The sequence below is a fragment of the Pseudoalteromonas sp. GB43 genome (assembly GCF_054923805.1).
Genome location: NZ_JBPCHJ010000001.1, coordinates 2,538,893 through 2,560,518, shown reverse-complemented (window position 1 = coordinate 2,560,518; position 21,626 = coordinate 2,538,893). Strand labels below are relative to the sequence as shown.

Sequence of the window (21,626 nt, the reverse complement as noted above, 5' to 3'; positions counted from 1 at the left end):
TATAAAATTTTATGTTTGAGTGAAAATTATTTAGTAAATAGAAAGTTTGCATAATCTTTTTTAGTTTGAAAGTTTTTTTCATCTTAGAATTTTCACATTCTCAGATTAAAAAGACTTTGCATGCAACAATTGAACGCAGACCATAAGCAAAACACTATGCCTGATGGCATGGTGAGTTGTGCTGTGCGCTCAAATCAGTTTGCTAGCAGTTTACAAGATATAGCGTGTGTACTTGGTATTTCAGAAAGCGATGTGCAAAATTATGGCTGACGATGGTCTTATCAACACTATTCGCCTTCGCTCAGGAGAGTGGTTATTTCCACCTATTGATAAGCTGGTAGTATTGTGGGGAGAATCTAGTAGCAACACTTCAACAGCAAGTGAAATGCAAACTCAAGTAAGAACACTTTATGACGATAATAAATTAAATACTAATGTAGACCATGAATTTGTTAGTGAATCGAATAAGGCCAGTTTCGAATCGACCGCTGTATCTCCTCTACCTTCTGAAAAGTCTATTAACGAAGATAAAGTGCCTAATGATTCAAAAGAGCGTACAGCTCAAACAGCCATTCAATCAACTGAAGCCTCGTCTGCTTCACTACCAAGCAAGAAAGAACAACAAAAGTCTCAATGCGATGATTATTTGCCAGAACATATAGATAAAATCGAATCTTATTCTGAACTAACAAGCAATCAAAAAACCAAACTAATTGACTCACACATAGATACATTTGAATCCGGTAAGATTCCAGACTATGTAACTCTCACAAAGTCAGCAATTACAAAGAGAAACGATAGCAAATACTTATGCTTATCGTTTAGGAGCAATAAAAAGTTAAAGATGTTATTAAATCAAAAAAGCGGCGTTATGAGTTTAAAGACAAGTGATCCTATTGAAGCAAAAGCTAGAGCTAATGAACTATTGCATCAAGCCTCTATCGATAAAGGAGTTAGCCTCATAGATTTCCAAGGAAAAACTCTCAACGATGCCTTTTTACTTTTATATAAAAAAAAGAACAGTGAAGATAAAAAATCAAAGAAAGCTAAAAGTAAAAAATCAAGTAGCACTAAAAACAAAAAGCTAGGAGCTCAATGCCGAAGATTGGTTGCTTTAAGCCACTTAATGGGCGACATTCCATTGTCTCAAGTAGATGAGACCTTTATATACTTTACTTTCATGAGCATGGAAGAGTGTGATTGGTATCTGCCACAATGAACACGTACGCGTCAGATATACGCCAATCGCTAGATCTTGCTAAATCTCTAGGTTTAATAAAGGCTGTTCCATCTATTCCATCATTTCAATCTAATCGTCGCGATTTAATAGAGCTGCCGTGGGATACCTGGTCTAAATTTATAGATGCATATGCTATAAACCCGCTAGATAAACTATTTTTGGAGCTACTATGGTGTACAGGACTTAGGCTCACATTAGTTCTCATGATGGAAGAAACTCAAATAGATTTAGATAAAAAGATATTCCATATACCTGAATCCAAGAACAAAGCAAAGGTTATGTGTGATGTACCTCTTAGTGATCAAGCTATAGCCTGTATAAAAAAGATATATGAATATAAAGCTAAGAATAATATTACTGATAAAAGACTTTTTGCAGATTCCAACGGAAAGATGCTAAAGCTATCAAGAGCTAGAATCCGCAAGGCATGTAAGCAGTCCGGATTACCTGAAAGCTTTGTGCTGCATCAAACCCGTCATTATTTTGCCACTGACATGAGACGTAAAGGGGCAACAATAGAAACAATAGCAGCCGCTGGAGGCTGGAAATCAAGAGAAGGTGTTCTACGTTATATTCATACAGGTGTTAATGAAGCTGAATTTCAAGCTGTAAATAGTCGAACATAAATAATAAACCCTTCTGTATTTTCCTCTTTTTATCATTAAGTTAATAGCATAGGTATTCACTGGAGCATAACCTATGATCTATAAGAAAAAAGAGAGTAAGTATTGGTACACAAAGTTTGAGCTAAGCTATGGAGATAAGCGCAAGCGTATAAACAAAAGCACCAGACAAACATCAAAAGCTAAGGCAGAAGCCTTTGAAGCAGGCTTAAAGCAAGAACTGTGGAGGCACATCACTGATCCGACGCCTGAAGCACACAGCTTTTCTGAAGCTGTTGAGATTTATCTTGAATCGAGACAATCAAATCGCACAGTTAAAGAAAAAGCATCAAAGCTAGAGTGGTGGAAGGTCAAATTAGCCGATCCTAATGTTCAGAAAATAGACACTCACTTAGTGCTCTCGACTATTGCAAAAAAGCAAGAAATATCAATTGCTACTCGCAACAGATACTTGGCAGAGCTTAAGGCGTTTTTAAACTTCTGTCACCAAGAGCTTGGCTGGATAGATAGAGTACCCGTAATTAAGATACAGAAAGAGCCTAGACGTGCCTTTTTTAAACTAGATAACGCTGATGTTATAAAGCTCTTAGAATGCGCGCCCTACTACCTAAGAAGTGTCCTCATTTTCGCTTTACTCACAGGAATGAGGCGAAGCAATATTTTTTCACTACGATGGTCACAAATCGACTTCTGCAAACAGTGTATCTATATTGATGCGAAAGATCACAAATCGAAAGATCACGTCATAGTACCATTATCTCACAAAGCAATAACGATGCTTTCACAGCTAAAAGAGCAGAGAAGCTCTACTTATGTATTTGTAAATACTAACAATAACCCTGTTAAAGATATTAAAGATGCACTGTGGAAACGCATTACCAAACAGGCACAATTGGATGGTTTAAGGTTTCATGACTTAAGACACAACTGGGCAACTAGGCATATTGAGGCTGGTACAGATCTGTTGGCTTTAAAAGAACTAGGTGGCTGGAAAACTTTAGAAATGGTGCAACGTTATGCTCACCCTTCGCAAGAGTACCTTGCTGAACAAGCGAAAAATATTGATGGACCAAAATCCAGCTTACAAGAATCCAAGCTAATAGAAGTGAGCTGTGACAAAAACAACTCATGACCATTGTGACAAGTAAAAAGCAGAAACAAAACTGTGGCAAAAAATCGTCACAGTTTGGGTTAATTTTATAAAAAAATGGATGTGACTAAGAAAAAGCACATTGCAGAAAAGAAAAAACCCGTTGAAAATCAACGGGTTAAAAAGTGGTACCAGTAGGCGGACTTGAACCGCCACGCCCGAAGGCAACGGATTTTGAATCCGTCATGTCTACCAATTCCATCATACTGGCTTCATTTTTCTTTAACCTTCTAAACACGAGAAGATAAAGAAAAACCACTTTAGAGCGAAAGCTTTTTTTACTGCTTTTGTCTCTATGCCAAGCATTATACAAAGAATGGGTAAGGCAGCAAGCGTTTTGTGCGGCGTCACTGATCAACCGCACAATAATTAAACAAGTTGTTAACTTTAGAGTTTGTCAGTGCCCACTACCCTACTAGTTTTATAGGTATTGAAATTTTAAAGCTTGGATGATTAAAGGTATGGTGGGTTTTGCTTTAATAAATAGTGATGTTTGCATACTCATTTTGATTGTGTATTTAAGGTTAGCAAAGCCAGTTCAGTTCCCAGCATACTAAACAGCCGTTAAGTATTTCTTGTTTGCGAAGGACTTTGCTAAACTACTGCGCAATTTAATTGGATGAGATTGTTTATGTCAGCTGAGTTTCCACGTGCCGGTTTCTGGCGCCGCTTTGCCTCTTTAATTTACGATACCTTGGTTATCATTGCCTTTGCGATGCTGACAACTGTACTGTATTTATTAGCTATCCAAGGGCTTATTTCTTTAGAGTTACTTAGCATTGGTGACGCCGAAGATGTCTCTGCTTTCATTCAAAATTCACCCTTACTATACGGTATCCGTAGCGCATTATTAGTAATAGTGAGTATCAGTTTCTTTAGTTACTTTTGGACTAAAAGCGGCCAAACAATTGGTATGCGCGCGTGGCGTTTGAAGGTGCAAACCCTCGATGACCATTTAATTAGCTGGCATCAAGGTGCAATCAGAGCAATTACTGCACTATTAGGTTTAGGTAACTTAGTGGTGTTGGTCGATTTTAAAAATAAACGCGCATTGCAAGATTACATCGCAAAAACTGAAGTGATCACTTTAACTAAAGAAGAAAACAAACGTATTTATCGCTCACTTGATTAAAGGCAAATCAAGCATAAAAAAGCGTGGTTCAAACCACGCTTTTTTATGATTTAAAACGAATCTTACACCCGTTTATTCAACAGGTATGTTGCAAACCCAATAAACAACAGACTTGGTAACACAGCACCAACCACTGCAGGTATTTGGTAAACCATTACCACAGGACCAAATATCTCATTGGTTAAGTGGAAAGTAATACCAGTTATGACACCCATGATGATACGTGCGCCCATGGTTACTGTGCGAAGTGGTCCGAATATAAACGACAGAGCAACTAACAACATAACGGCGATAGATACTGGCTGCATGATTTTGCGCCATAGCGCCAACTCATAGGTGCTAGTATCTTGTTCATTTTGCTGTAAATAACCTAAATAAGACCAAAGCCCAGTAAACGACAACGATTCGGGCTTAACTGATACAACGCCTAATTTTTCAGCAGTCAGTTGCGAGTCGTAGAACTCTTCTTTGTACTGCTCAGTCGTGATCTGCTCTGGCGTGATCATGACTTTATTTACATCACGAAGTAACCAGCCATCTTTACGATTTAATGCTTCTTCTGCCTTGGTAATTTGCGTAAGTTGCAACGATTTATCAAAGTGATACATATGCACGCCACGTAAAGTACCTTGCTGATCGACATCTTCAATATTAATAAAGTTACTACCATCTTTTGCCCACACACCTTGCTTAGCATTAAATACATCACCACCATAAATCGCTTGGTTACGTATTTCTTTTGCTTTGAGCTGTGCTTCTGGGGCGCCCCATTCACCTAGCGCCATCATACAAATAGCCATAAACATCGCGGTTTTCATGACTGATACAATAATTTGCAAACGTGACATACCCGCCGCTTGCATAACAACCAACTCACTATTTGATGCCAATGCGCCTAGACCTGTTAAGCCACCAATCAATGCTGCCATTGGGAAGAAGATAACTAAATCACCTGGCATGCTATACAGGGTGTAAATCAACGCTGTTGCAATATCGTAGCTACCACGGCCAACTGATTTTAACTGCTCAATAAACTTAATCAGGGTACTAATACCTACCAGCACCATTAAAGCAAAACCGGTTGTTTGAATTATGCTGCGACCTAAATACCAGTCGAGTGTTTTCATCATGCGCTTAACTCCCGCTTAGTCACAACTGCCTTTAACCATGCGCCGAGCGGACGACCTTTAATAATCAAGAAACCACCAATAAACAAGGCTGATAAATGGATCCACCATAAGCCAATTGAAGGCGGTATTTTTCCATCTTCAACAGCAAACTTAGCGGCATTCAACAAAATGAAATACCCTAAATACAAGCTAATTGCGGGCACTAATTTAGCGAATTTCCCTTGGCGCGGATTCACCACACTCAGAGGCACCGCGAGTAAAGTTAATAATGGAATTGAAAGTGGTATAGCTAAACGCCACTGCCACTGTGCAATAGCTTCAGAGGTTTTCATTTTCAATAAATCAAGGGTTGGAATTGCTTCTAACTTACGGCGCTGGTGCTCGATTTCTTGATCTTGAATTTGCACACTGTAACCATCGAACTCAGTTAAGTTCAAAGCAGCAGACTCGCCGTCTGTTTCGTAGCGCTTACCATCATTAAGAACAAGTTGCTGTTCACCGTTATCTTGTTCAATCACCACACCACGCTCTGCATACACTAAACGGGCTAAGTCACCTTTTTCACGATCAGGTAACTGCGCAACAAATACCTTGTGTAGCTCTTTACCACTGTTTTCAATGTTGTGAATAAAAACGACCGCTTTTTCGTTACCTGTTTGCTGGAAACGCCCAGCACGTAATGCCGATAAGCCTGCATCGGCTTTTGCTTGTTCTTTTAATTGATATTCTTGCTCACTGGCCCATGGTGCGACATAAAGAGTTAGGGCACCAGCTAAAATAGCCATGGCAGTACTTGAGATAAGCGTTACCCGAACTACGTACCACTCACTGACACCGCAGGCTCTGAAAACTGTCATTTCGCTGTCAGCATAAATGCGACTGTACGCCAAAATAATACCCAAGAAGATACTCAAAGGCAGGATAAGTGAAGCAAGTTGAGGAAGCTTTAGCGCAATCATCGAAAGCACAAGTTTAGCTGGAAGACCCCCTTCAGAGGCGTCTCCTAAAATAACAACAAACTTTTGAGACACAAAAATAGTCATCAAAGTTAAAAATACGGCGACCTGCGACTTGAAGACTTCAGTGGTCAAATAACGAAAAATTAGCAATGCTCGCCCCTGTTAAACATCGAGTTTCACTGGAATAGTAAGGATTTTTGAGTAAACTAGTTATTTTACTCACTTTATTATATGTCATCAGTGTCAAATATCATACCTAGCAAGCGCATATAATCTTGCATTAATGGTACAGATGACATCTATTATGTGATATTGATATTCACATTAAGATAAAGTTCAAAAACACATAAATAGAGTCATGGTTTATGTACTAAGATTAGTGCTACTAAACTAAAAAATGTAAGAAAAGACTCGAAAAAGAAATTCTTACCCTTATAAATTAAGGTTATACGACTCAATATCAGGAGCAACAATGGAATTTAGCGTAAAAAGTGGTAGTCCAGAAAAGCAACGTAGCGCATGTATTGTAGTAGGCGTTTATGAGCCACGTCGTTTATCCCCCATTGGTGAACAATTAGATAAAATCAGTGACGGTTATATCTCAAACTTATTGCGCCGCGGCGATTCTTGAAGGTAAGCCTGGCCAAGTATTACTATTACATCATGTACCTAATGTACTAAGCGAACGAGTATTGTTGGTAGGTTGCGGCAAAGAGCGCGAGCTTGATGACAAACAATACAAACAAATTATCTCAAAAACGATAAACACACTTAACGAAACAGGTTCAATGGAAGCGGTATGCTTTTTAACTGAGCAACATGTTAAGAGTCGTGATACTTATTGGAAAGTACGCCAAGCAGTTGAAACAACTCAGGACTGCTTATACACCTTCAATCAACTGAAGAGCAAAAAAAGCGACCCTCGTCGTCCTTTACGTAAAATTGTTTTCAACGTACCAACGCGTCGTGAGTTAACCATTGGCGAAAGTGCAATTGAGCATGGCTTAGCCATCGCTGCAGGTAGCAAGTTATGTAAAGACGTTGCCAATATGCCGCCAAATATCTGTAATCCTGCGTATTTAGGTGAGCAAGCGCAAGAAATCGCTGATAACTTCGATAATGTGACTGTTGATATTATCGGTGAAGAAAAAATGGCAGAGCTTGGCATGAATTCATACCTGGCGGTTGGCCGTGGTAGTGCTAATGAATCGGTTATGTCGGTGATCAACTATCAAGGTGGCGACAAAGACCAAGCGCCAATCGTGTTAGTCGGTAAAGGCTTAACTTTCGACTCTGGCGGTATTTCAATCAAGCCAGGCGAAGCCATGGATGAAATGAAATACGACATGGGTGGTGCAGCGGGTGTTATTGGTACTATGCGCGCACTTGTGCAAATGCAATTACCAATTAACGTTGTCGGTGTTTTAGCGGGTTGTGAAAACATGCCTGGCTCAAACGCTTATCGCCCAGGTGATATCTTAACAACCATGTCGGGTCAAACAGTTGAAGTGTTAAACACCGATGCTGAAGGCCGTTTAGTACTGTGTGATGCACTCACTTATGTTGAGCGCTTTGAACCTGATACCGTTGTCGATGTAGCAACACTGACAGGTGCGTGTATTATCGCGCTAGGTTCGCATGCCACAGGTTTACTATCAAACCACAACCCACTGGCCCATGACCTACTAAAAGCATCTGAGCAAAGTGGCGACCGCGCATGGCAGTTACCTTTATGGGATGACTATCAAGAGCAACTTGAAAGCCCATTCGCTGATTTCACCAACTTAGGTGGCCGTGCCGCAGGTACGATTACAGCGGCATGCTTCTTATCTAAATTCACCAAAAAATATAACTGGGCGCATTTAGATATCGCAGGTACAGCATGGCGCAGCGGCGGTAAAAACAAAGGCGCAACCGGTCGTCCGGTGCCTATGTTGACTCAGTATTTGCTAAACCGCGCAGGCGTGAGTGAAGCAAGTCACGATTAAGCCTTACCGCAAGCTTAAAACTAACCCTAAATAAGGCGCCAAATGGCGCCTTATTAATTGAAGCAATTCGCGTTCTATGTCAAAATCCCTGCTTTGATCTGTGTATCTGTGGGGACGAAAGTCACTATGAATATGAACGCACAATTTTACGTTCTAAAACAAGATGATAGTGCCCACCAAACGGCTGGCGCTGTTTTCGATCTGGCAGCTAAAATTGCTGCGGATCAGTATCGTCTAGGTCATCGCGTATTTATTTACGCTGATAACACCGACACGGCCCACACAATCGACGACATCATTTGGTCATTTGAACCAGATAGTTTTGTACCACACAACTTACAAGGTGAAGGCCCTAAAGGTGGCGCTCCGGTTGAAATTGGTATGACTCCACCTGTCGGCAACAGAAAAATATTAATCAACCTAGCTGAACACCTACCGGATTTTATTCGCCGTTTTCAGCAGGTTTATGATTTCGTACCCGTTGAGCCAAATGCTAAGCAAGCCGCCCGTGAGCGGTTTAAAAAGCTTCGCCAACTGGGCGCCCATATTGCAACGCAAGAAATTGACATTTAAGCATTTATTTAAGGTTCTGTGTAATGGATAAAACCTATAATCCGCAAGATATTGAACAGTCTTTATACCAAGGCTGGGAAGAAAATGGCTACTTTAAACCGTCTGGCCAAGGTGACGCATACTCAATTATGATCCCGCCACCAAACGTCACGGGTAGCTTACACATGGGCCACGCGTTCCAAGATACCATCATGGATACGCTAACGCGTTTAAAGCGTATGCAAGGCAACAACACATTATGGCAAGTAGGTACTGACCACGCGGGTATCGCAACACAAATGCTTGTTGAGCGTAAGCTTGCTGCTGAAGAAGGTAAAACTCGTCACGACCTAGGCCGTGAAGCATTCATCGATAAAATCTGGGAATGGAAAAACCACTCTGGCGGCACGATCACTAAACAATTACGTCGTTTAGGCGCCTCTGTAGATTGGGACCGTGAGCGTTTCACTATGGATGAAGGCCTTTCTGAAGCGGTTAAAGAAGTATTCGTACGTCTTCACAAAGAAGATTTAATCTACCGTGGTAAGCGCCTAGTTAACTGGGATCCTAAACTTCACACAGCGATTTCTGATTCTTGAAGTTGAAAACAAAGACAAACAAGGTCACATGTGGAACCTACGTTACCCTCTTGCTGATGGCGTAAAGACCAAAGATGGTAAAGACTACATCATTGTTGCGACAACACGTCCTGAAACAATGCTAGGTGATACAGGTGTTGCTGTTAACCCTGATGATGAGCGCTACCAAGATCTGATCGGTAAAGACATTTTACTGCCTATCGTAAACCGCCGTATTCCAATTGTTGCCGATGAACATGCAGACATGGAAAAAGGCACAGGTTGTGTGAAAATCACGCCTGCCCACGACTTTAACGATAACGAAGTAGGTAAACGTCACCAACTACCAATGATCAACATCTTCAATAAAGATGCAGCGGTATTAAGCGAAGGTGAAAGCTACACATTCGACGGTAAAGAGCTTGAATTAGATGCGCCAATCCCTGAGCGCTTACATGGCCTTGACCGCTTTGATGCACGTAAAGCGATTGTGAGCGAATTTGAAGAACTTGGTCTATTAGAAAAAATCGAAGATCACAGCCTAACAGTTCCTTACGGTGACCGTTCTGGCGTAGTGATTGAGCCACTTCTTACTGATCAGTGGTACGTGCGCGTAGCACCTCTAGCAGAGCCTGCAAAAGAAGCAGTTAAAAATGGCGACATTAAGTTCGTACCTCAACAATACGAGAACATGTACTTCTCGTGGATGAACGACGTACAAGATTGGTGTATTTCACGTCAGCTTTGGTGGGGTCACCGCATCCCTGCTTGGTACGACAACGAAGGCAATGTATACGTTGGTCGTGACGAAGCAGAAGTACGTCGCGATAACAACCTTGCTGATGATGTTGCACTTAAGCAAGACGAAGACGTTTTAGATACCTGGTTCTCATCTGCGCTTTGGACTTTCTCAACGCAAGGCTGGCCTGCAAACACTGATGATTTAAAAACGTTCCACCCGTCTGACGTATTGGTAACAGGTTTCGACATCATCTTCTTCTGGGTTGCGCGTATGATCATGATGACCATGCACTTCATCAAAGATGAAGACGGCAAGCCACAAGTACCCTTTAAAACCGTTTACGTAACAGGCCTTATCCGTGATGAAAACGGCGATAAGATGTCTAAGTCGAAAGGTAACGTACTTGATCCTATCGACATGATTGACGGTATCGACCTTGAAAGCCTAGTTGAAAAGCGCACTGGTAACATGATGCAGCCACAACTAGCGAAGAAGATTGAGAAAAACACTCGCAAAACATTCGAAAACGGTATCGAAGCACACGGTACAGACGCACTGCGTTTCACCCTTGCGGCAATGGCTTCAACGGGCCGTGACATCAACTGGGATATGAACCGCCTTGAAGGTTACCGTAACTTCTGTAACAAGCTATGGAACGCGAGCCGTTACGTATTAATGAACACTGAAGAGCAAGACTGTGGTTTCGCTACAGATGCTGAGAAACAGTACTCACTTGCTGATCGTTGGATTTTAGGCCAATTTGAAGCAACGGTTAAAACCTATACTGAGCATCTAGAAAACTATCGTTTTGACCTAGCAGCAAACACCATTTATGAGTTCACTTGGAACCAATTCTGTGACTGGTACCTAGAACTGACTAAACCAGTATTGTTTAAAGGTAACGAAGCACAGCAACGTGGTACTCGTCATACCCTAATCACGGTATTAGAAAGCCTACTTCGCTTAATGCACCCGTTAATGCCATACATCACAGAAACGATTTGGCAACGTGTTGCACCACTTGCAGGTATCGAAACTGCGGGCACTAGCATCATGGTTCAAGGGTTCCCTGTATACAATGAAGCAAATGTTGATAGCCAAGCGATGGACGACCTAGAGTGGGTTAAACAATTCATTCTTGCTATTCGTAACATCCGTGGTGAAATGGATATCAGCCCAAGCAAACCATTATCGGTATTGCTTGCTAATGCGTCTGACGAAGACAAGCGCCGCTTAACGGATAACGAAGCATTCTTAGCGTCGCTTGCTAAGCTTGAAGAGTTCACGCTTCTTGATAACAAAGACGATGCACCAGCGTGTGCAACATCGTATGTTGGTAACCTTGAGATCATGATCCCAATGGCTGGCCTAATCGATGTTGAAGCTGAATTAGCTCGTATTGCGAAGCAGCTTGAAAAAGCAGAAAAAGGCTTAGCACAGGTTCAAAACAAGTTAGCTAACGAGAAGTTCGTAAATAATGCGCCAGAGGCTGTACTTGCTAAAGAGCATGCTAAGCTGGCTGAGTTTACCGATGCGAAAGACAAACTATTAGCGCAAAAAGCGAAAATCGAAAGTCTATAACAGCATATATCAAGCGCGATTTATTCGCGCTTACAAAAAAGCCGCGCTATAACAATGTTATAGCGCGGCTTTTTAATGCTCTGTAGCAGCGACTTTACGTCGCGTCACAATTAAAATTTGTAGTTGTACTGAGCACCAACTAGAACTGCGTGACCTTTTGATTCATAGTCCCATGAAACATTTTGGCCAACTGATGCAGCTAGGCTGTCTTTTTCAGAGAAGTTTTGTGTTTTACCACGAAGAATACTTACACCTAGGTCAATATTTGAGTTTTCGCTGAATGCGTAGTTACCACCAAATGAGAACCAGAAACGATCTGTATCAGGGATAGAGATTGAAAGGTGAGATTGGTCTGCTGGCGACTCATCGTATGCAATACCTGCACGAAGTAAAAGAGCGTCGCTGTACTGGTAGTCAGTACCGATAGAGTAACGCATTGAATCAGAGAAGTTCTCTTCTTTAGAGAATACAGGTGCTTCTTGACTAGGCGTATAAGCTTCTAATTTTTGGAAGCTATCCCAGCCAGTCCATAAAATGCTGTAGTGCACGCCAAGCTTCTTATCGATTTGGTGTGAACCAGAGAACTCAGCAATGGCTGGTAAGGTTAATTTTAACTCACCCGGAACTTTAGTACCCGCTAAACCGCCAACAGCAGCTGGTAGTTGGTTTGAGTACTCACCTTCAAAGTCGATATCTGTTTCGCTGCGGTAGTTAAAACCAAAACGGTTGTTTTCGTCTAACTGATACATAGCACCAATGTTCCAACCAAAGCCGTAGTCGTCACCTTCAAGGTGAGCGATTTGCGTGCTCGCTGGTAAACCTAATGGGTTTGCACCTGCATTACGCACCACTTTCGCATCAGCATAAACATAGTTTAAACCAAGGCCTAGGCTGAACTGTTCGTTGATTTTGTATGAAGCACTTGCATTCATGTTAACAGTCACGATTTCAGTTTCGCCTGCGATAGAGCCTGCTGCGTAATCGTCTTTAAATTCAGTTGAAAGACCAAAGTTTGAAAAAGCACCAAAGCCTAAAGATACTTTGTCGTTTAATGGCATAGTGAAGTAACCAGCAGGAATAAATGCTGATGGCGCGATGCTATCGTCATCGATAGAGCTTTCATCTAAGCCGTATGCAGCACTTTCACCTTCTAAGCTAACATCTGGAATTACAGCAATACCTGCCACTGAGATTTGCTTATCTTTAAATAAAGACATAAGTGCAGGGTTACGAGCAACAACTGAGGCATCGTCAGCAACGGCTGCTTCACCAGCGTATGCACGGCCTAAACCTGAAACGTTTTGCTCTGCTAATTGGAAAGCTGCAGCAAAGCTGTCAGCAGAAACAACAGCAAGTGATGCTGCAATTAGTGTTTTCGTGAACTTCATAAATCTGTGTCCTCTTGCAAACTTGTGCGAAAACTAATCCAACAATGAGGGCAACCTATTAGTTAAGCATAAAAGATTAGCACTGTATGTTGGCATTAGATGTTTTATTCTAATGATTATAAACTTTCGAACATTACCTTAATTAAGATCAAAAAACTGTAATTTTTCGTTAGAAATAGGTAAAAAACCCGCATTTTAACAACAAGATAACAACTTATTAAAACTCATCAGATCTCTGATTACAAACCAAACAAACGATATTAATTATCATTTGCATTGACTTATCGCCTTTGTAGCTTTAGACTAAAAATAAAGTTTCTCAGTTGAGTTTGAGTATGGAAATCGCCTTTATTATTGTGGCACTAATGCTATGCGGTGTGAGCGTTCATTATTTTTGTAAAGCAAATTATTGTGCATGTACTAAAGCAGGTGATTGCGACAACCCAGTCAATCACTATTGGTTAGGCGCTATGTTTAGCTCAGTTTTGTCTCTTTTATTGTGTTGCGTAGCCTTACATGTCGAAAAAGGGACGCTATTGTGGTTAGTTTTAATGATAAGTTGTTTTAGTGGGGCATTTATTTCAGCTAAACGCAGCGCCAAAAAACGCTGTGTTAAGTCTAAACAAGCAGATGCTCTTTTAACAAACGAGCCAAATTAAGTTGATAATCTAAGGGTTTAATACTGGCAATAATTTTTAGTTCTTTTTCCACGTTCAAATCGACATCTTTCGCCGTCACGTGGTGCTTATGTTTAGCATTATAAAATACTTTCACTTTTGGTTTGATTGGATTCTCGTGATTCCCTTCCATTACTAACGCTAAACAATCATTATTTAACTTAACAATAGTACCGACAGGGTGTACACCTAGACATTTAATAAAGCGCTGCACTAATTCAGAATCAAACATTTGTTTGTTCGCAAGTAAATAACGCAAAGCCGAAATAGGTTCTTCTCCCATTTGATGAGGCCTATCTGCCGTCATAGCATCATAAACATCAGCAATTGCCATCATTCTTGCAGGGCGGCTAAGCTTTTCAGCGGTAATACCGCGTGGATAACCTGTACCATCTAAACGTTCATGATGATTTACTATCATATCAAGCATTAGTGGAGTAATGCCCTTCTCGCCTTTCACTAAACCTAAACTCTGCGCCACATGTTTTTTAACGACTTGCATTTCGTTATCATTCAATGCGCTTGGCTTAGATAAAACACCTTGCGGCATTTTAGCTTGGCCAATATCATGCAGCAAAGCTCCCATCGCCAGTTCTTTGATCGTCTTTTCTTTATAGCCTAAATACTTAGCAAACACACTCACCAAAATCGCAGTGTTGATCATGTGACGCCAGTTATAAATATGTTTATCTTTGAGACGAGTTAAAATAGTTAATGCATTGTGATTTCGAAAAACGGAGCCGACTATATCAACAGCAATGTCGTCAAGCACTGCCATATTCATTTTTAGTCCAGCTGTAATATCGGAATATAAACTTTGTAGCTTACGACTATGCTGCTCATAGTGAACACTAGCTTTTAGAAACTCTTGTTGAACCGTGATCCCTTGCGGCTCTTCATTAGCAGCAGGTTTTTGTTCAACCTTCGGTTTAGCCGGTTCAGGCTTTGGTTGGTATTTTTTAGGGAGTGCAACATCGCTTTGTGTAAAGTCGATGAGTAGCTCTTCAACCCCCTCAGAGATCAGGCGCTGAATAATTGTTTTATCACGCACTAAACCACGTGTTTTGATCTTAATACTATTTACATGCTCTTGTTGCTTACTGACACTGTCAACAAACATCCCTGGAACAAGTTCGGCAATGGGTAAAGTAATAAGCATAGGTAAGCTTAGCGCATATAAACATCGAGTTTTTTATTATCGCTAATTGATTACAAATGTCTATAGATTGAATAACGAATACGAAATAGGTATTAGTCAGAAGGGTAAACTAACGAGTCAAGCAACTCGCTAGATTGTGGTAGTTCAGTCTAAGAGCTGACGGCAGATAGCTGACAGCTCTAAATCTTACTCCTGAAAGTAAGTGCCCCAGCCGTCGTATTCAACGTCTGTTTGCTGAGCAAGCGCTTCTAACTTGTCTACGTCTTCCATAATGGCTTCTACATCAAGTTCACACTCAACAACCACGTCAAAGCTCCATACTTTCTCGCCGTCTTCTAGCTCAAGTTCAGCTGGTTCTTCAACATCGTAACCTAGTTTAAAAGCGGCTAAAGCTGCTTGCTCTAATTTTTCAAAATTTTCGCTAACAAAGTGGTGTTCCACTTCATAAAGTACTTCAGGATCTGAGCCATCTTCAAGCAATGAAGTAACGATGTCTTCAGTAATTTCGCGCCAATTTTCCATTATTTGTTTCTCACTTGAGCATCTAATTCAGTTATTTTAGCGGCCATAATCTGATGAACATGTGAAGCATGGTCACGAGCAGATACGTCTTTATCAAGATAAATCGGCGCTAACATTTCGAGGTAAATTGTACCATTATCCCAGCGATTTAGCTTAATAGTTTTGTGCGTTGTACTCATACAAACTGGCACAACCGGCACATCAGCACTCATTGCTGTGTGAAATGCCCCTGTTTTAAAAGGTAATAAACCGCGACCATAGCTTCGCGTGCCCTCAGGAAACATCCACACCGACAAGCCTTTTTGTTTTATTTTCTCAGCTGATTTAGAAATTGTGCCCGCCGCTTTTGAGCGGTTAGCACGGTCAATTAAGATATTGCCCGATAACCAATATAGCTGACCAAAAAACGGGATCCATTTGAGGCTTTTTTTACCAAGGCTTACGCAGTTCTCTGGCACCATGGCAGGTAAAGTGAATAGGTCATAGTTATTTTGATGATTTGCTACATAGACAGCAGGACCAATATTTTTTGGAGTCTCGTGATATTTAAGCTCTAGTTTGACACCTAAAATTTTAGCTACCTTGCAAAACCAACCCGCAATAATATGCACGTTATTTGTATGAAACGGCTTCACAATGCATAAAAGCAGCCCAAAAACACAGCTTAAAACAATAAATAACGCCATGAAAATTATGCGAAAAATAGCTAACAAACGAATTCTCCTCGTACTAATCAGCGCGCATTATAACGTGAAAAATAGCATTTCCATAGCTTTAAGCGCACATGTGTACGCTTAAAACTTCATAACGTTTTAACAATAAAAAGGCCTGCAATTGCAGGCCTCTGGTTTACTCAGTTACTTCACTTGGCGACTCATCACTATCATCAGTTTGAGTCACTTCGACTACAGCTTCATCAACTCGCTGTAAGCCTCGGGGTAACTTATTACCTCGTCTACCGCGTTCACCATGGTAGTGCTCAAGATCAGCCGGTTTCAGTGTCAGTTTTCGTTTACCTGCATGCAGGGTTACGCTACTGCCCGCAGGCACCACAGCCAGCACTTTTACAAACTCTTCACGGGCTTGCACTTTCGCACTTGGGATAGAAATAATCTTATTTCCTTTACCTTTACTAAGCTTAGGTAAATCTCGCAGTGGGAATAACAACATGCGGCCTTCGTTAGAAATTGCCATACAGTAATCTGTTGCTACGTCAGTTACTCTAATTGGCGCGAGTAATTCACCGCCTTTAGGAACACTGACCAGCGCTTTACCGTTTTTGTTCTTACTCACCAGATCTTTAAAGTCACTTATAAAGCCATAGCCTGCATCTGAAGCCATTAACAACACTTGGTTGTCTTCTGCCATCACCACATGCTCAAAGTTGGCGCCAGAGCTTAAGTTAAAGCGCCCTGTCATTGGTTCGCCTTGGCTTCGAGCTGAAGGTAAACTATGTGCATCAGTAGCAAAAGCACGACCACTTGAGTCTAAGAACACTGCAGGCTGGTTACTCTTACCTCGCGCTGAGGCTTTATAGCTGTCGCCTGACTTATAACTCAGCCCTTCAACATCTAAATCATGGCCTTTACCAACACGTGCCCAGCCTTTTTCAGATAACACAACGGTCACTGATTCTGAAGGGATAAGGTCTTTTTCGCTTAGTGCTTTTGCTTCTAAACGTTCAACAACTGGTGAGCGACGATCATCACCATACATTTCAGCCGCTTCTTGGATTTCTTTTTTCATCAAGGTCGACATACGACGCTCTGAACCAAGCGTTTGCTCTAACTTATCACGCTCAAGGGCAAGCTCATCCTGCTCACCTTTAATCTTGAACTCTTCAAGTTTTGCTAAATGACGTAGTTTTAACTCTAAAATCGCTTCTGCTTGAATATCTGTTAAACCAAAACGCTCCATTAATACAGGCTTTGGTTTATCTTCAGTACGGATAATTTCGATAACTTCATCAATATTTAAAAAGGCCGTTAATAAACCTTCTAAAATATGTAAGCGTGCTAATACTTTATCTAAACGGTGCTGTAAGCGACGGCGAACTGTTTCGCGGCGGAACGTTAACCACTCAGTTAAGATGCTACGTAAATCTTTAACTTGCGGACGACCATCAAGGCCAAGCATGTTTAAGTTTACGCGGTAGTTCTTTTCTAAATCTGTGGTTGCAAATAGGTGCGCCATTAATGGCTCAGCCTTGATGCGGTTAGAACGCGGAACAATCACGATGCGGGTTGGGTTTTCGTGATCAGATTCGTCACGTAAATCAGCAACCATCGGCAACTTTTTAGCATTCATCTGCGCTGCAATTTGCTCAAGCACTTTAGCACCTGAACACTGATGAGGCAGCGCGGTGATCACTATGTCACCTTGCTCTTCAGTGTAAATTGCACGCATCTTGATAGAACCACGTCCAGTTTGATAAATCTTACGAATATCGTCTTTCGGTGTGATGATCTCAGCTTCTGTTGGGTAGTCAGGCGCATGCACTAACTCAAGCAACTCTTCGATTTCAGTTTTTGGCTTATCAAGTAATAAACAACAGGCACTGGCAACTTCACGCACATTGTGTGGTGGAATATCGGTTGCCATACCTACAGCAATACCCGTTACACCATTGAGTAAGATGTGCGGTAAACGCGCAGGTAACACCATTGGCTCATCAAGTGTGCCGTCAAAGTTTGCGGTCCAATCGACAGTGCCTTGACCCAGCTCTTTTAGTAAAACTTCTGAGAACTTAGATAAACGCGCTTCGGTGTAACGCATTGCAGCAAATGACTTAGGATCATCGGCAGCACCCCAGTTACCTTGACCGTCCACCAGCGGGTAGCGGTAAGAAAACGGCTGCGCCATTAACACCATGGCTTCGTAACAAGCACTATCACCATGAGGGTGATATTTACCCAGTACATCACCCACGGTACGGGCTGATTTTTTATATTTTGCTTGCGCCGATAACCCCAGTTCGCTCATTGCATAGATGATACGACGCTGTACAGGCTTAAGACCGTCACCTACATGAGGTAAGGCACGGTCCATAATGACGTACATTGAGTAGTTTAAGTAGGCGTCTTCAGTAAAGCGCCCCATTGTTTGTTGTTCTATGCCTTGCATCAGCAAGGTATCTGTATCACTCATTAACGCTTACCTATTTTTTCTTAGCACTAACGCGATAGATCACATTAGCAAAGTCGTCTGAGATTAATAAGCTGCCATCTGCAAGCTCTGCAAATGCAACTGGGCGACCAAATGTTTCTTCGTTTTGCATAAAGCCTGTGATGAACGGGGTGTACTTAGTAATACGACCTTGTTCAACATTCGCTAGCATCACTTTGTAGCCTGACTTTTTACTACGGTTCCATGAACCATGCTCAGCAACAAAAAGCTGCTCTTTGAATTTAGCAGGAAACTGCTTACCGTTATAAAAATGAATACCTAAAGGAGCAACATGAGCACCAAGTGCAAGGGCTGGCGATTTGTAGTCAGCAATACTTTTACCTTTACCAAACTCAGGATCTAAAATCGCCCCAGCGTGAACATAAGGGAAGCCATAATGCGCGCCCTCTTCACCTTCACCAACACGGTTAATTTCACAAGGTGGCATGTCATCGCCCATCATGTCACTGCACGTTATCACTAAACCAAAATGCATTCGTTGTAGGGTGATAATCAAAACCAACTGAATTACGAACGCCTTTGGCAATTGTTTTAATGTCTTTTGTGTCAACATCTAACGAGAAGATACGACCATATTTTTCGTCTTCAGCACAAATGTTACATGGTACACCCACTGGCACAATTAACTCACCAGTTGGCGCAAAACTAATAAATTTCCAGCCATGGTGACGATCAGTTGGAAACTTATCGTATACCACGTCGTATTTAGGATCTTTTAAATTTTTATCAACGTCTTTAAAACGGATGATACGTGACACTTCAGCCACATATAGATCACCATCTTTAATCGCTAAACCTGATGGCATTTCAAGACCTGTGGCAATAACCATTTTTCTGTCAGCCACACCATCACTGTTATGGTCAATCAACGCATAAACATTGCCTGCTTTACGTGAGCCTGCGTAAACAATACCTCTTTTTGATACCGCAATTTGACGTGCATTTTCTACATCATCAGCAAACAGGCTAATAGAAAACCCATCAGCAACTGTTAACTTATCAAGAATATCTTTTGCCATTGCAGGCGCTGATAACAAGCTCAGCGACAATAATGAGGTCAGTAGTTTTTTCATTTTTTCTTGCCCTTTAATTCGTTGCTAGCAACTAGGTTGCTACACCTTTAACTAAACTTCTGCGCGGTTTCCGTGATCTTCTAACCACTGACGACGGTCTGATGAACGTTTCTTTGCAAGAAGCATATCCATCATTTCCATGGTTTGCTCTTCTTCATCTAAGGTTAATTGCACTAAACGACGCGTATTAGGATCCATCGTGGTTTCGCGTAATTGTAACGGGTTCATTTCACCTAACCCTTTGAAGCGTTGAACATTAACCTTACCGCGTTTTTTCTCAGCTTCAATGCGCGCTAAAATACCGTTCTTTTCGCCTTCATCAAGGGCGTAGTAAACCTCTTTACCAATGTCGATACGAAATAGCGGCGGCATAGCTACATACACATGGCCTTGTTTGATAAGCGATGGGAAGTGACGAACAAACAGCGCACAAAGCAAGGTAGCAATGTGTAATCCATCTGAGTCAGCATCGGCCAAGATACATATTTTGTTATAACGCAGACCAGATAAATCACTTGAATCAGGGTCAATACCCAAAGCGACAGAAATATCATGCACCTCTTGCGATGCTAAAATCTGCCCAGATTCAACTTCCCAGGTATTTAAGATTTTACCACGCAGCGGCATAATGGCTTGGAATTCGCGGTCACGTGCTTGTTTTGCTGAACCACCTGCTGAATCACCCTCTACTAAAAATAGTTCAGTACGGTCATTATCTTGGGCACTGCAATCCGTTAATTTACCCGGTAATGCAGGGCCTGAGGTAACACGCTTACGCACGACTTTTTTAGCAGCACGTAAACGGCGCTGCGCATTTGAGATACATAACTCAGCTAATAATTCTGCCGTTTCTGTATGCTCGTTTAACCATAAACTAAATGAGTCTTTTACCACACCTGATACAAACGCAGCGCATGAGCGAGAAGACAACTTTTCTTTTGTTTGGCCAGCAAACTGTGGGTCTTGCATTTTAACCGACAATACGTAGCTACAACGCTCCCAAATATCATCTGGTGTTAGCTTTACACCACGTGGTAATAGGTTTCTAAATTCACAAAATTCACGCATTGCTTCAAGCAAGCCTTGGCGTAAACCATTAACGTGTGTACCACCTTGTGCAGTAGGAATTAAGTTTACATAACTTTCAGCGATTGATTCACCGCCTTCAGGTAGCCAAACAACCGCCCAGTCAGCGCCTTCGGTTGAACTTGAAAAATCACCAATAAACGGCTCTTTTGGTAATACTTCAAAGCCTTTGACTGCTTCAACTAGGTAATCTTTTAAGCCTGTTTCGTAATACCACTCTTGGCTTTCTTTGGTTTGCTTGTTAGTAAACTTAATGCGCAAGCCTGGGCACAATACCGCTTTGGCTTTTAATAAGTGATTAAGCTTAGTAATTGAAAAGTTAGCTGAGTCAAAATAGCTCGCATCAGGCCAAAAACGTACAGTTGTCCCTGTGTTACGTTTACCCACAGTACCAATGACGTTTAGATCTTCAACCTTGTCACCGTTTTCAAAAGCCATACGAAATTGCTGCGCATCACGGCGCACAGTCACTTCAACACGAGTCGATAGCGCATTTACAACCGAAATACCTACCCCGTGTAAACCACCTGAGAACTGATAGTTTTTATTAGAGAACTTACCACCGGCGTGCAGCTTGGTAAAAATAAGTTCCACACCCGGGATACCTTCTTCAGGGTGAATATCAATCGGCATACCGCGGCCATCATCGATAACCTCAAGGGAGTTATCTTCATGAAGGATGACATCTATTTTAGTGGCATGGCCTGCCATTGCTTCATCAACACTGTTATCGATAACTTCTTGACCTAAATGATTAGGTCGAACCGTGTCGGTATACATACCTGGGCGGCGTTTTACGGGCTCTAATCCGTTTAAGACTTCAATTGCTTCGGCGTTATAATTTTGCTGACTCATAGTTT

Annotated in this window: 15 protein-coding genes, 1 tRNA gene and 3 pseudogenes; 9 read left to right on the top strand and 10 right to left on the bottom strand. The window is 41.6% G+C overall.

Annotated features, from left to right (window positions below):
* Positions 1-120 precede the first annotated feature (120 nt).
* The 4 genes from ACRWSG_RS12170 to ACRWSG_RS12155 all read left to right on the top strand — a co-directional run bounded on the left by ACRWSG_RS12170 (position 121) and on the right by ACRWSG_RS12155 (position 2,995).
* Complete coding sequence (locus tag ACRWSG_RS12170) at positions 121-270, top strand: hypothetical protein (RefSeq protein ID WP_462166396.1); 150 nt, start codon at positions 121-123, stop codon at positions 268-270.
* On the top strand, positions 263-1,219 hold the full coding sequence (locus tag ACRWSG_RS12165; protein ID WP_462166395.1) for a hypothetical protein: 957 nt from the start codon (positions 263-265) through the stop codon (positions 1,217-1,219). The genes ACRWSG_RS12170 and ACRWSG_RS12165 overlap by 8 nt, the downstream gene beginning before the upstream one ends.
* Entirely contained in the window at positions 1,216-1,866 is a 651-nt protein-coding gene (locus ACRWSG_RS12160; RefSeq protein WP_462166394.1) for a tyrosine-type recombinase/integrase, read from the top strand. The genes ACRWSG_RS12165 and ACRWSG_RS12160 overlap by 4 nt, the downstream gene beginning before the upstream one ends.
* 73 nt (positions 1,867-1,939) lie before the next feature.
* Positions 1,940-2,995: a tyrosine-type recombinase/integrase gene (locus ACRWSG_RS12155; RefSeq protein WP_462166393.1), complete on the top strand. Its 1,056-nt coding sequence runs from the start codon at positions 1,940-1,942 to the stop codon at positions 2,993-2,995.
* Between the two features lie 144 nt (positions 2,996-3,139).
* Here ACRWSG_RS12155 and ACRWSG_RS12150 read toward each other — a convergent pair.
* Positions 3,140-3,224 (bottom strand) — tRNA-Leu (locus ACRWSG_RS12150).
* A gap of 420 nt (positions 3,225-3,644) precedes the next feature.
* Between ACRWSG_RS12150 and ACRWSG_RS12145 the strand changes: the two genes are divergently transcribed.
* Positions 3,645-4,145, top strand: a complete 501-nt coding sequence (locus ACRWSG_RS12145; RefSeq protein ID WP_462166392.1) for an RDD family protein — start codon at positions 3,645-3,647, stop codon at positions 4,143-4,145.
* Between the two features lie 62 nt (positions 4,146-4,207).
* On the opposite strand, the gene lptG is transcribed toward ACRWSG_RS12145, so the two are convergent.
* Together lptG and lptF are read right to left on the bottom strand one after the other, a co-directional pair.
* On the bottom strand, positions 4,208-5,275 hold the full coding sequence (gene lptG / locus ACRWSG_RS12140; RefSeq protein ID WP_054552636.1) for an LPS export ABC transporter permease LptG: 1,068 nt from the start codon (positions 5,273-5,275) through the stop codon (positions 4,208-4,210).
* Entirely contained in the window at positions 5,272-6,384 is a 1,113-nt protein-coding gene (gene lptF, locus ACRWSG_RS12135; protein WP_054552637.1) for an LPS export ABC transporter permease LptF, read from the bottom strand. The genes lptG and lptF overlap by 4 nt, the downstream gene beginning before the upstream one ends.
* Before the next feature lie 322 nt (positions 6,385-6,706).
* On the opposite strand from lptF, the pseudogene pepA reads away from it, so the two are divergent.
* The 3 genes and pseudogenes from pepA (at position 6,707) to ACRWSG_RS12120 (ending at position 11,675) form a co-directional block, all read left to right on the top strand.
* Positions 6,707-8,222, top strand: a pseudogene (gene pepA, locus ACRWSG_RS12130) (leucyl aminopeptidase).
* A gap of 126 nt (positions 8,223-8,348) precedes the next feature.
* Entirely contained in the window at positions 8,349-8,795 is a 447-nt protein-coding gene (locus ACRWSG_RS12125) for a DNA polymerase III subunit chi (protein WP_054562716.1), read from the top strand.
* A 23-nt stretch (positions 8,796-8,818) separates the two neighbouring features.
* Positions 8,819-11,675 (top strand): annotated as a pseudogene (locus ACRWSG_RS12120) (valine--tRNA ligase).
* 110 nt (positions 11,676-11,785) lie between these two features.
* Here ACRWSG_RS12120 and ACRWSG_RS12115 read toward each other — a convergent pair.
* Positions 11,786-13,063, bottom strand: a complete 1,278-nt coding sequence (locus ACRWSG_RS12115; RefSeq protein ID WP_462166390.1) for an outer membrane protein transport protein — start codon at positions 13,061-13,063, stop codon at positions 11,786-11,788.
* Positions 13,064-13,398: 335 nt separating this feature from the next.
* On the opposite strand from ACRWSG_RS12115, the gene ACRWSG_RS12110 reads away from it, so the two are divergent.
* Complete coding sequence (locus tag ACRWSG_RS12110; protein ID WP_054552642.1) at positions 13,399-13,722, top strand: hypothetical protein; 324 nt, start codon at positions 13,399-13,401, stop codon at positions 13,720-13,722.
* On the opposite strand, the gene ACRWSG_RS12105 is transcribed toward ACRWSG_RS12110, so the two are convergent.
* The 6 genes and pseudogenes from ACRWSG_RS12105 to parE form a co-directional block, all read right to left on the bottom strand.
* Positions 13,682-14,899 carry an HD-GYP domain-containing protein gene (locus ACRWSG_RS12105; protein ID WP_462166389.1) on the bottom strand — a complete coding sequence of 406 codons (1,218 nt, stop codon included), beginning with the start codon at positions 14,897-14,899 and terminating at the stop codon, positions 13,682-13,684. The two genes, ACRWSG_RS12110 and ACRWSG_RS12105, sit on opposite strands and share 41 nt — an antisense overlap.
* Positions 14,900-15,085: 186 nt before the next feature.
* On the bottom strand, positions 15,086-15,421 hold the full coding sequence (gene rraB / locus ACRWSG_RS12100) for a ribonuclease E inhibitor RraB (protein WP_054552644.1): 336 nt from the start codon (positions 15,419-15,421) through the stop codon (positions 15,086-15,088).
* Positions 15,421-16,107, bottom strand: a complete 687-nt coding sequence (locus ACRWSG_RS12095) for a 1-acylglycerol-3-phosphate O-acyltransferase (RefSeq protein ID WP_082389235.1) — start codon at positions 16,105-16,107, stop codon at positions 15,421-15,423. The genes rraB and ACRWSG_RS12095 overlap by 1 nt, the downstream gene beginning before the upstream one ends.
* Positions 16,108-16,270: 163 nt before the next feature.
* A complete protein-coding gene (gene parC, locus ACRWSG_RS12090) occupies positions 16,271-18,568 on the bottom strand; it encodes a DNA topoisomerase IV subunit A (protein WP_054552646.1) in 2,298 nt (765 codons plus the stop codon).
* Positions 18,569-18,578: 10 nt separating this feature from the next.
* Positions 18,579-19,680 (bottom strand): annotated as a pseudogene (locus ACRWSG_RS12085) (PQQ-dependent sugar dehydrogenase).
* Positions 19,681-19,731: 51 nt separating this feature from the next.
* Entirely contained in the window at positions 19,732-21,621 is a 1,890-nt protein-coding gene (gene parE, locus ACRWSG_RS12080; RefSeq protein ID WP_462166387.1) for a DNA topoisomerase IV subunit B, read from the bottom strand.
* Positions 21,622-21,626 lie beyond the last annotated feature (5 nt).

Bases quoted from the DNA above. Each gene is read 5' to 3' on its own strand.
- ACRWSG_RS12170 (WP_462166396.1), top strand. From the start codon at position 121: ATGCAACAATTGAACGCAGACCATAAGCAAAACACTATGCCTGATGGC.
- ACRWSG_RS12165 (WP_462166395.1), top strand. From the start codon at position 263: ATGGCTGACGATGGTCTTATCAACACTATTCGCCTTCGCTCAGGAGAG.
- ACRWSG_RS12160 (WP_462166394.1), top strand. From the start codon at position 1,216: ATGAACACGTACGCGTCAGATATACGCCAATCGCTAGATCTTGCTAAA.
- ACRWSG_RS12155 (WP_462166393.1), top strand. From the start codon at position 1,940: ATGATCTATAAGAAAAAAGAGAGTAAGTATTGGTACACAAAGTTTGAG.
- ACRWSG_RS12145 (WP_462166392.1), top strand. From the start codon at position 3,645: ATGTCAGCTGAGTTTCCACGTGCCGGTTTCTGGCGCCGCTTTGCCTCT.
- lptG (WP_054552636.1), bottom strand. From the start codon at position 5,275: ATGATGAAAACACTCGACTGGTATTTAGGTCGCAGCATAATTCAAACA.
- ACRWSG_RS12125 (WP_054562716.1), top strand. From the start codon at position 8,349: ATGAATATGAACGCACAATTTTACGTTCTAAAACAAGATGATAGTGCC.
- ACRWSG_RS12115 (WP_462166390.1), bottom strand. From the start codon at position 13,063: ATGAAGTTCACGAAAACACTAATTGCAGCATCACTTGCTGTTGTTTCT.
- ACRWSG_RS12110 (WP_054552642.1), top strand. From the start codon at position 13,399: ATGGAAATCGCCTTTATTATTGTGGCACTAATGCTATGCGGTGTGAGC.
- ACRWSG_RS12105 (WP_462166389.1), bottom strand. From the start codon at position 14,899: ATGCTTATTACTTTACCCATTGCCGAACTTGTTCCAGGGATGTTTGTT.
- rraB (WP_054552644.1), bottom strand. From the start codon at position 15,421: ATGGAAAATTGGCGCGAAATTACTGAAGACATCGTTACTTCATTGCTT.
- ACRWSG_RS12095 (WP_082389235.1), bottom strand. From the start codon at position 16,107: ATGGCGTTATTTATTGTTTTAAGCTGTGTTTTTGGGCTGCTTTTATGC.
- parC (WP_054552646.1), bottom strand. From the start codon at position 18,568: ATGAGTGATACAGATACCTTGCTGATGCAAGGCATAGAACAACAAACA.
- parE (WP_462166387.1), bottom strand. From the start codon at position 21,621: ATGAGTCAGCAAAATTATAACGCCGAAGCAATTGAAGTCTTAAACGGA.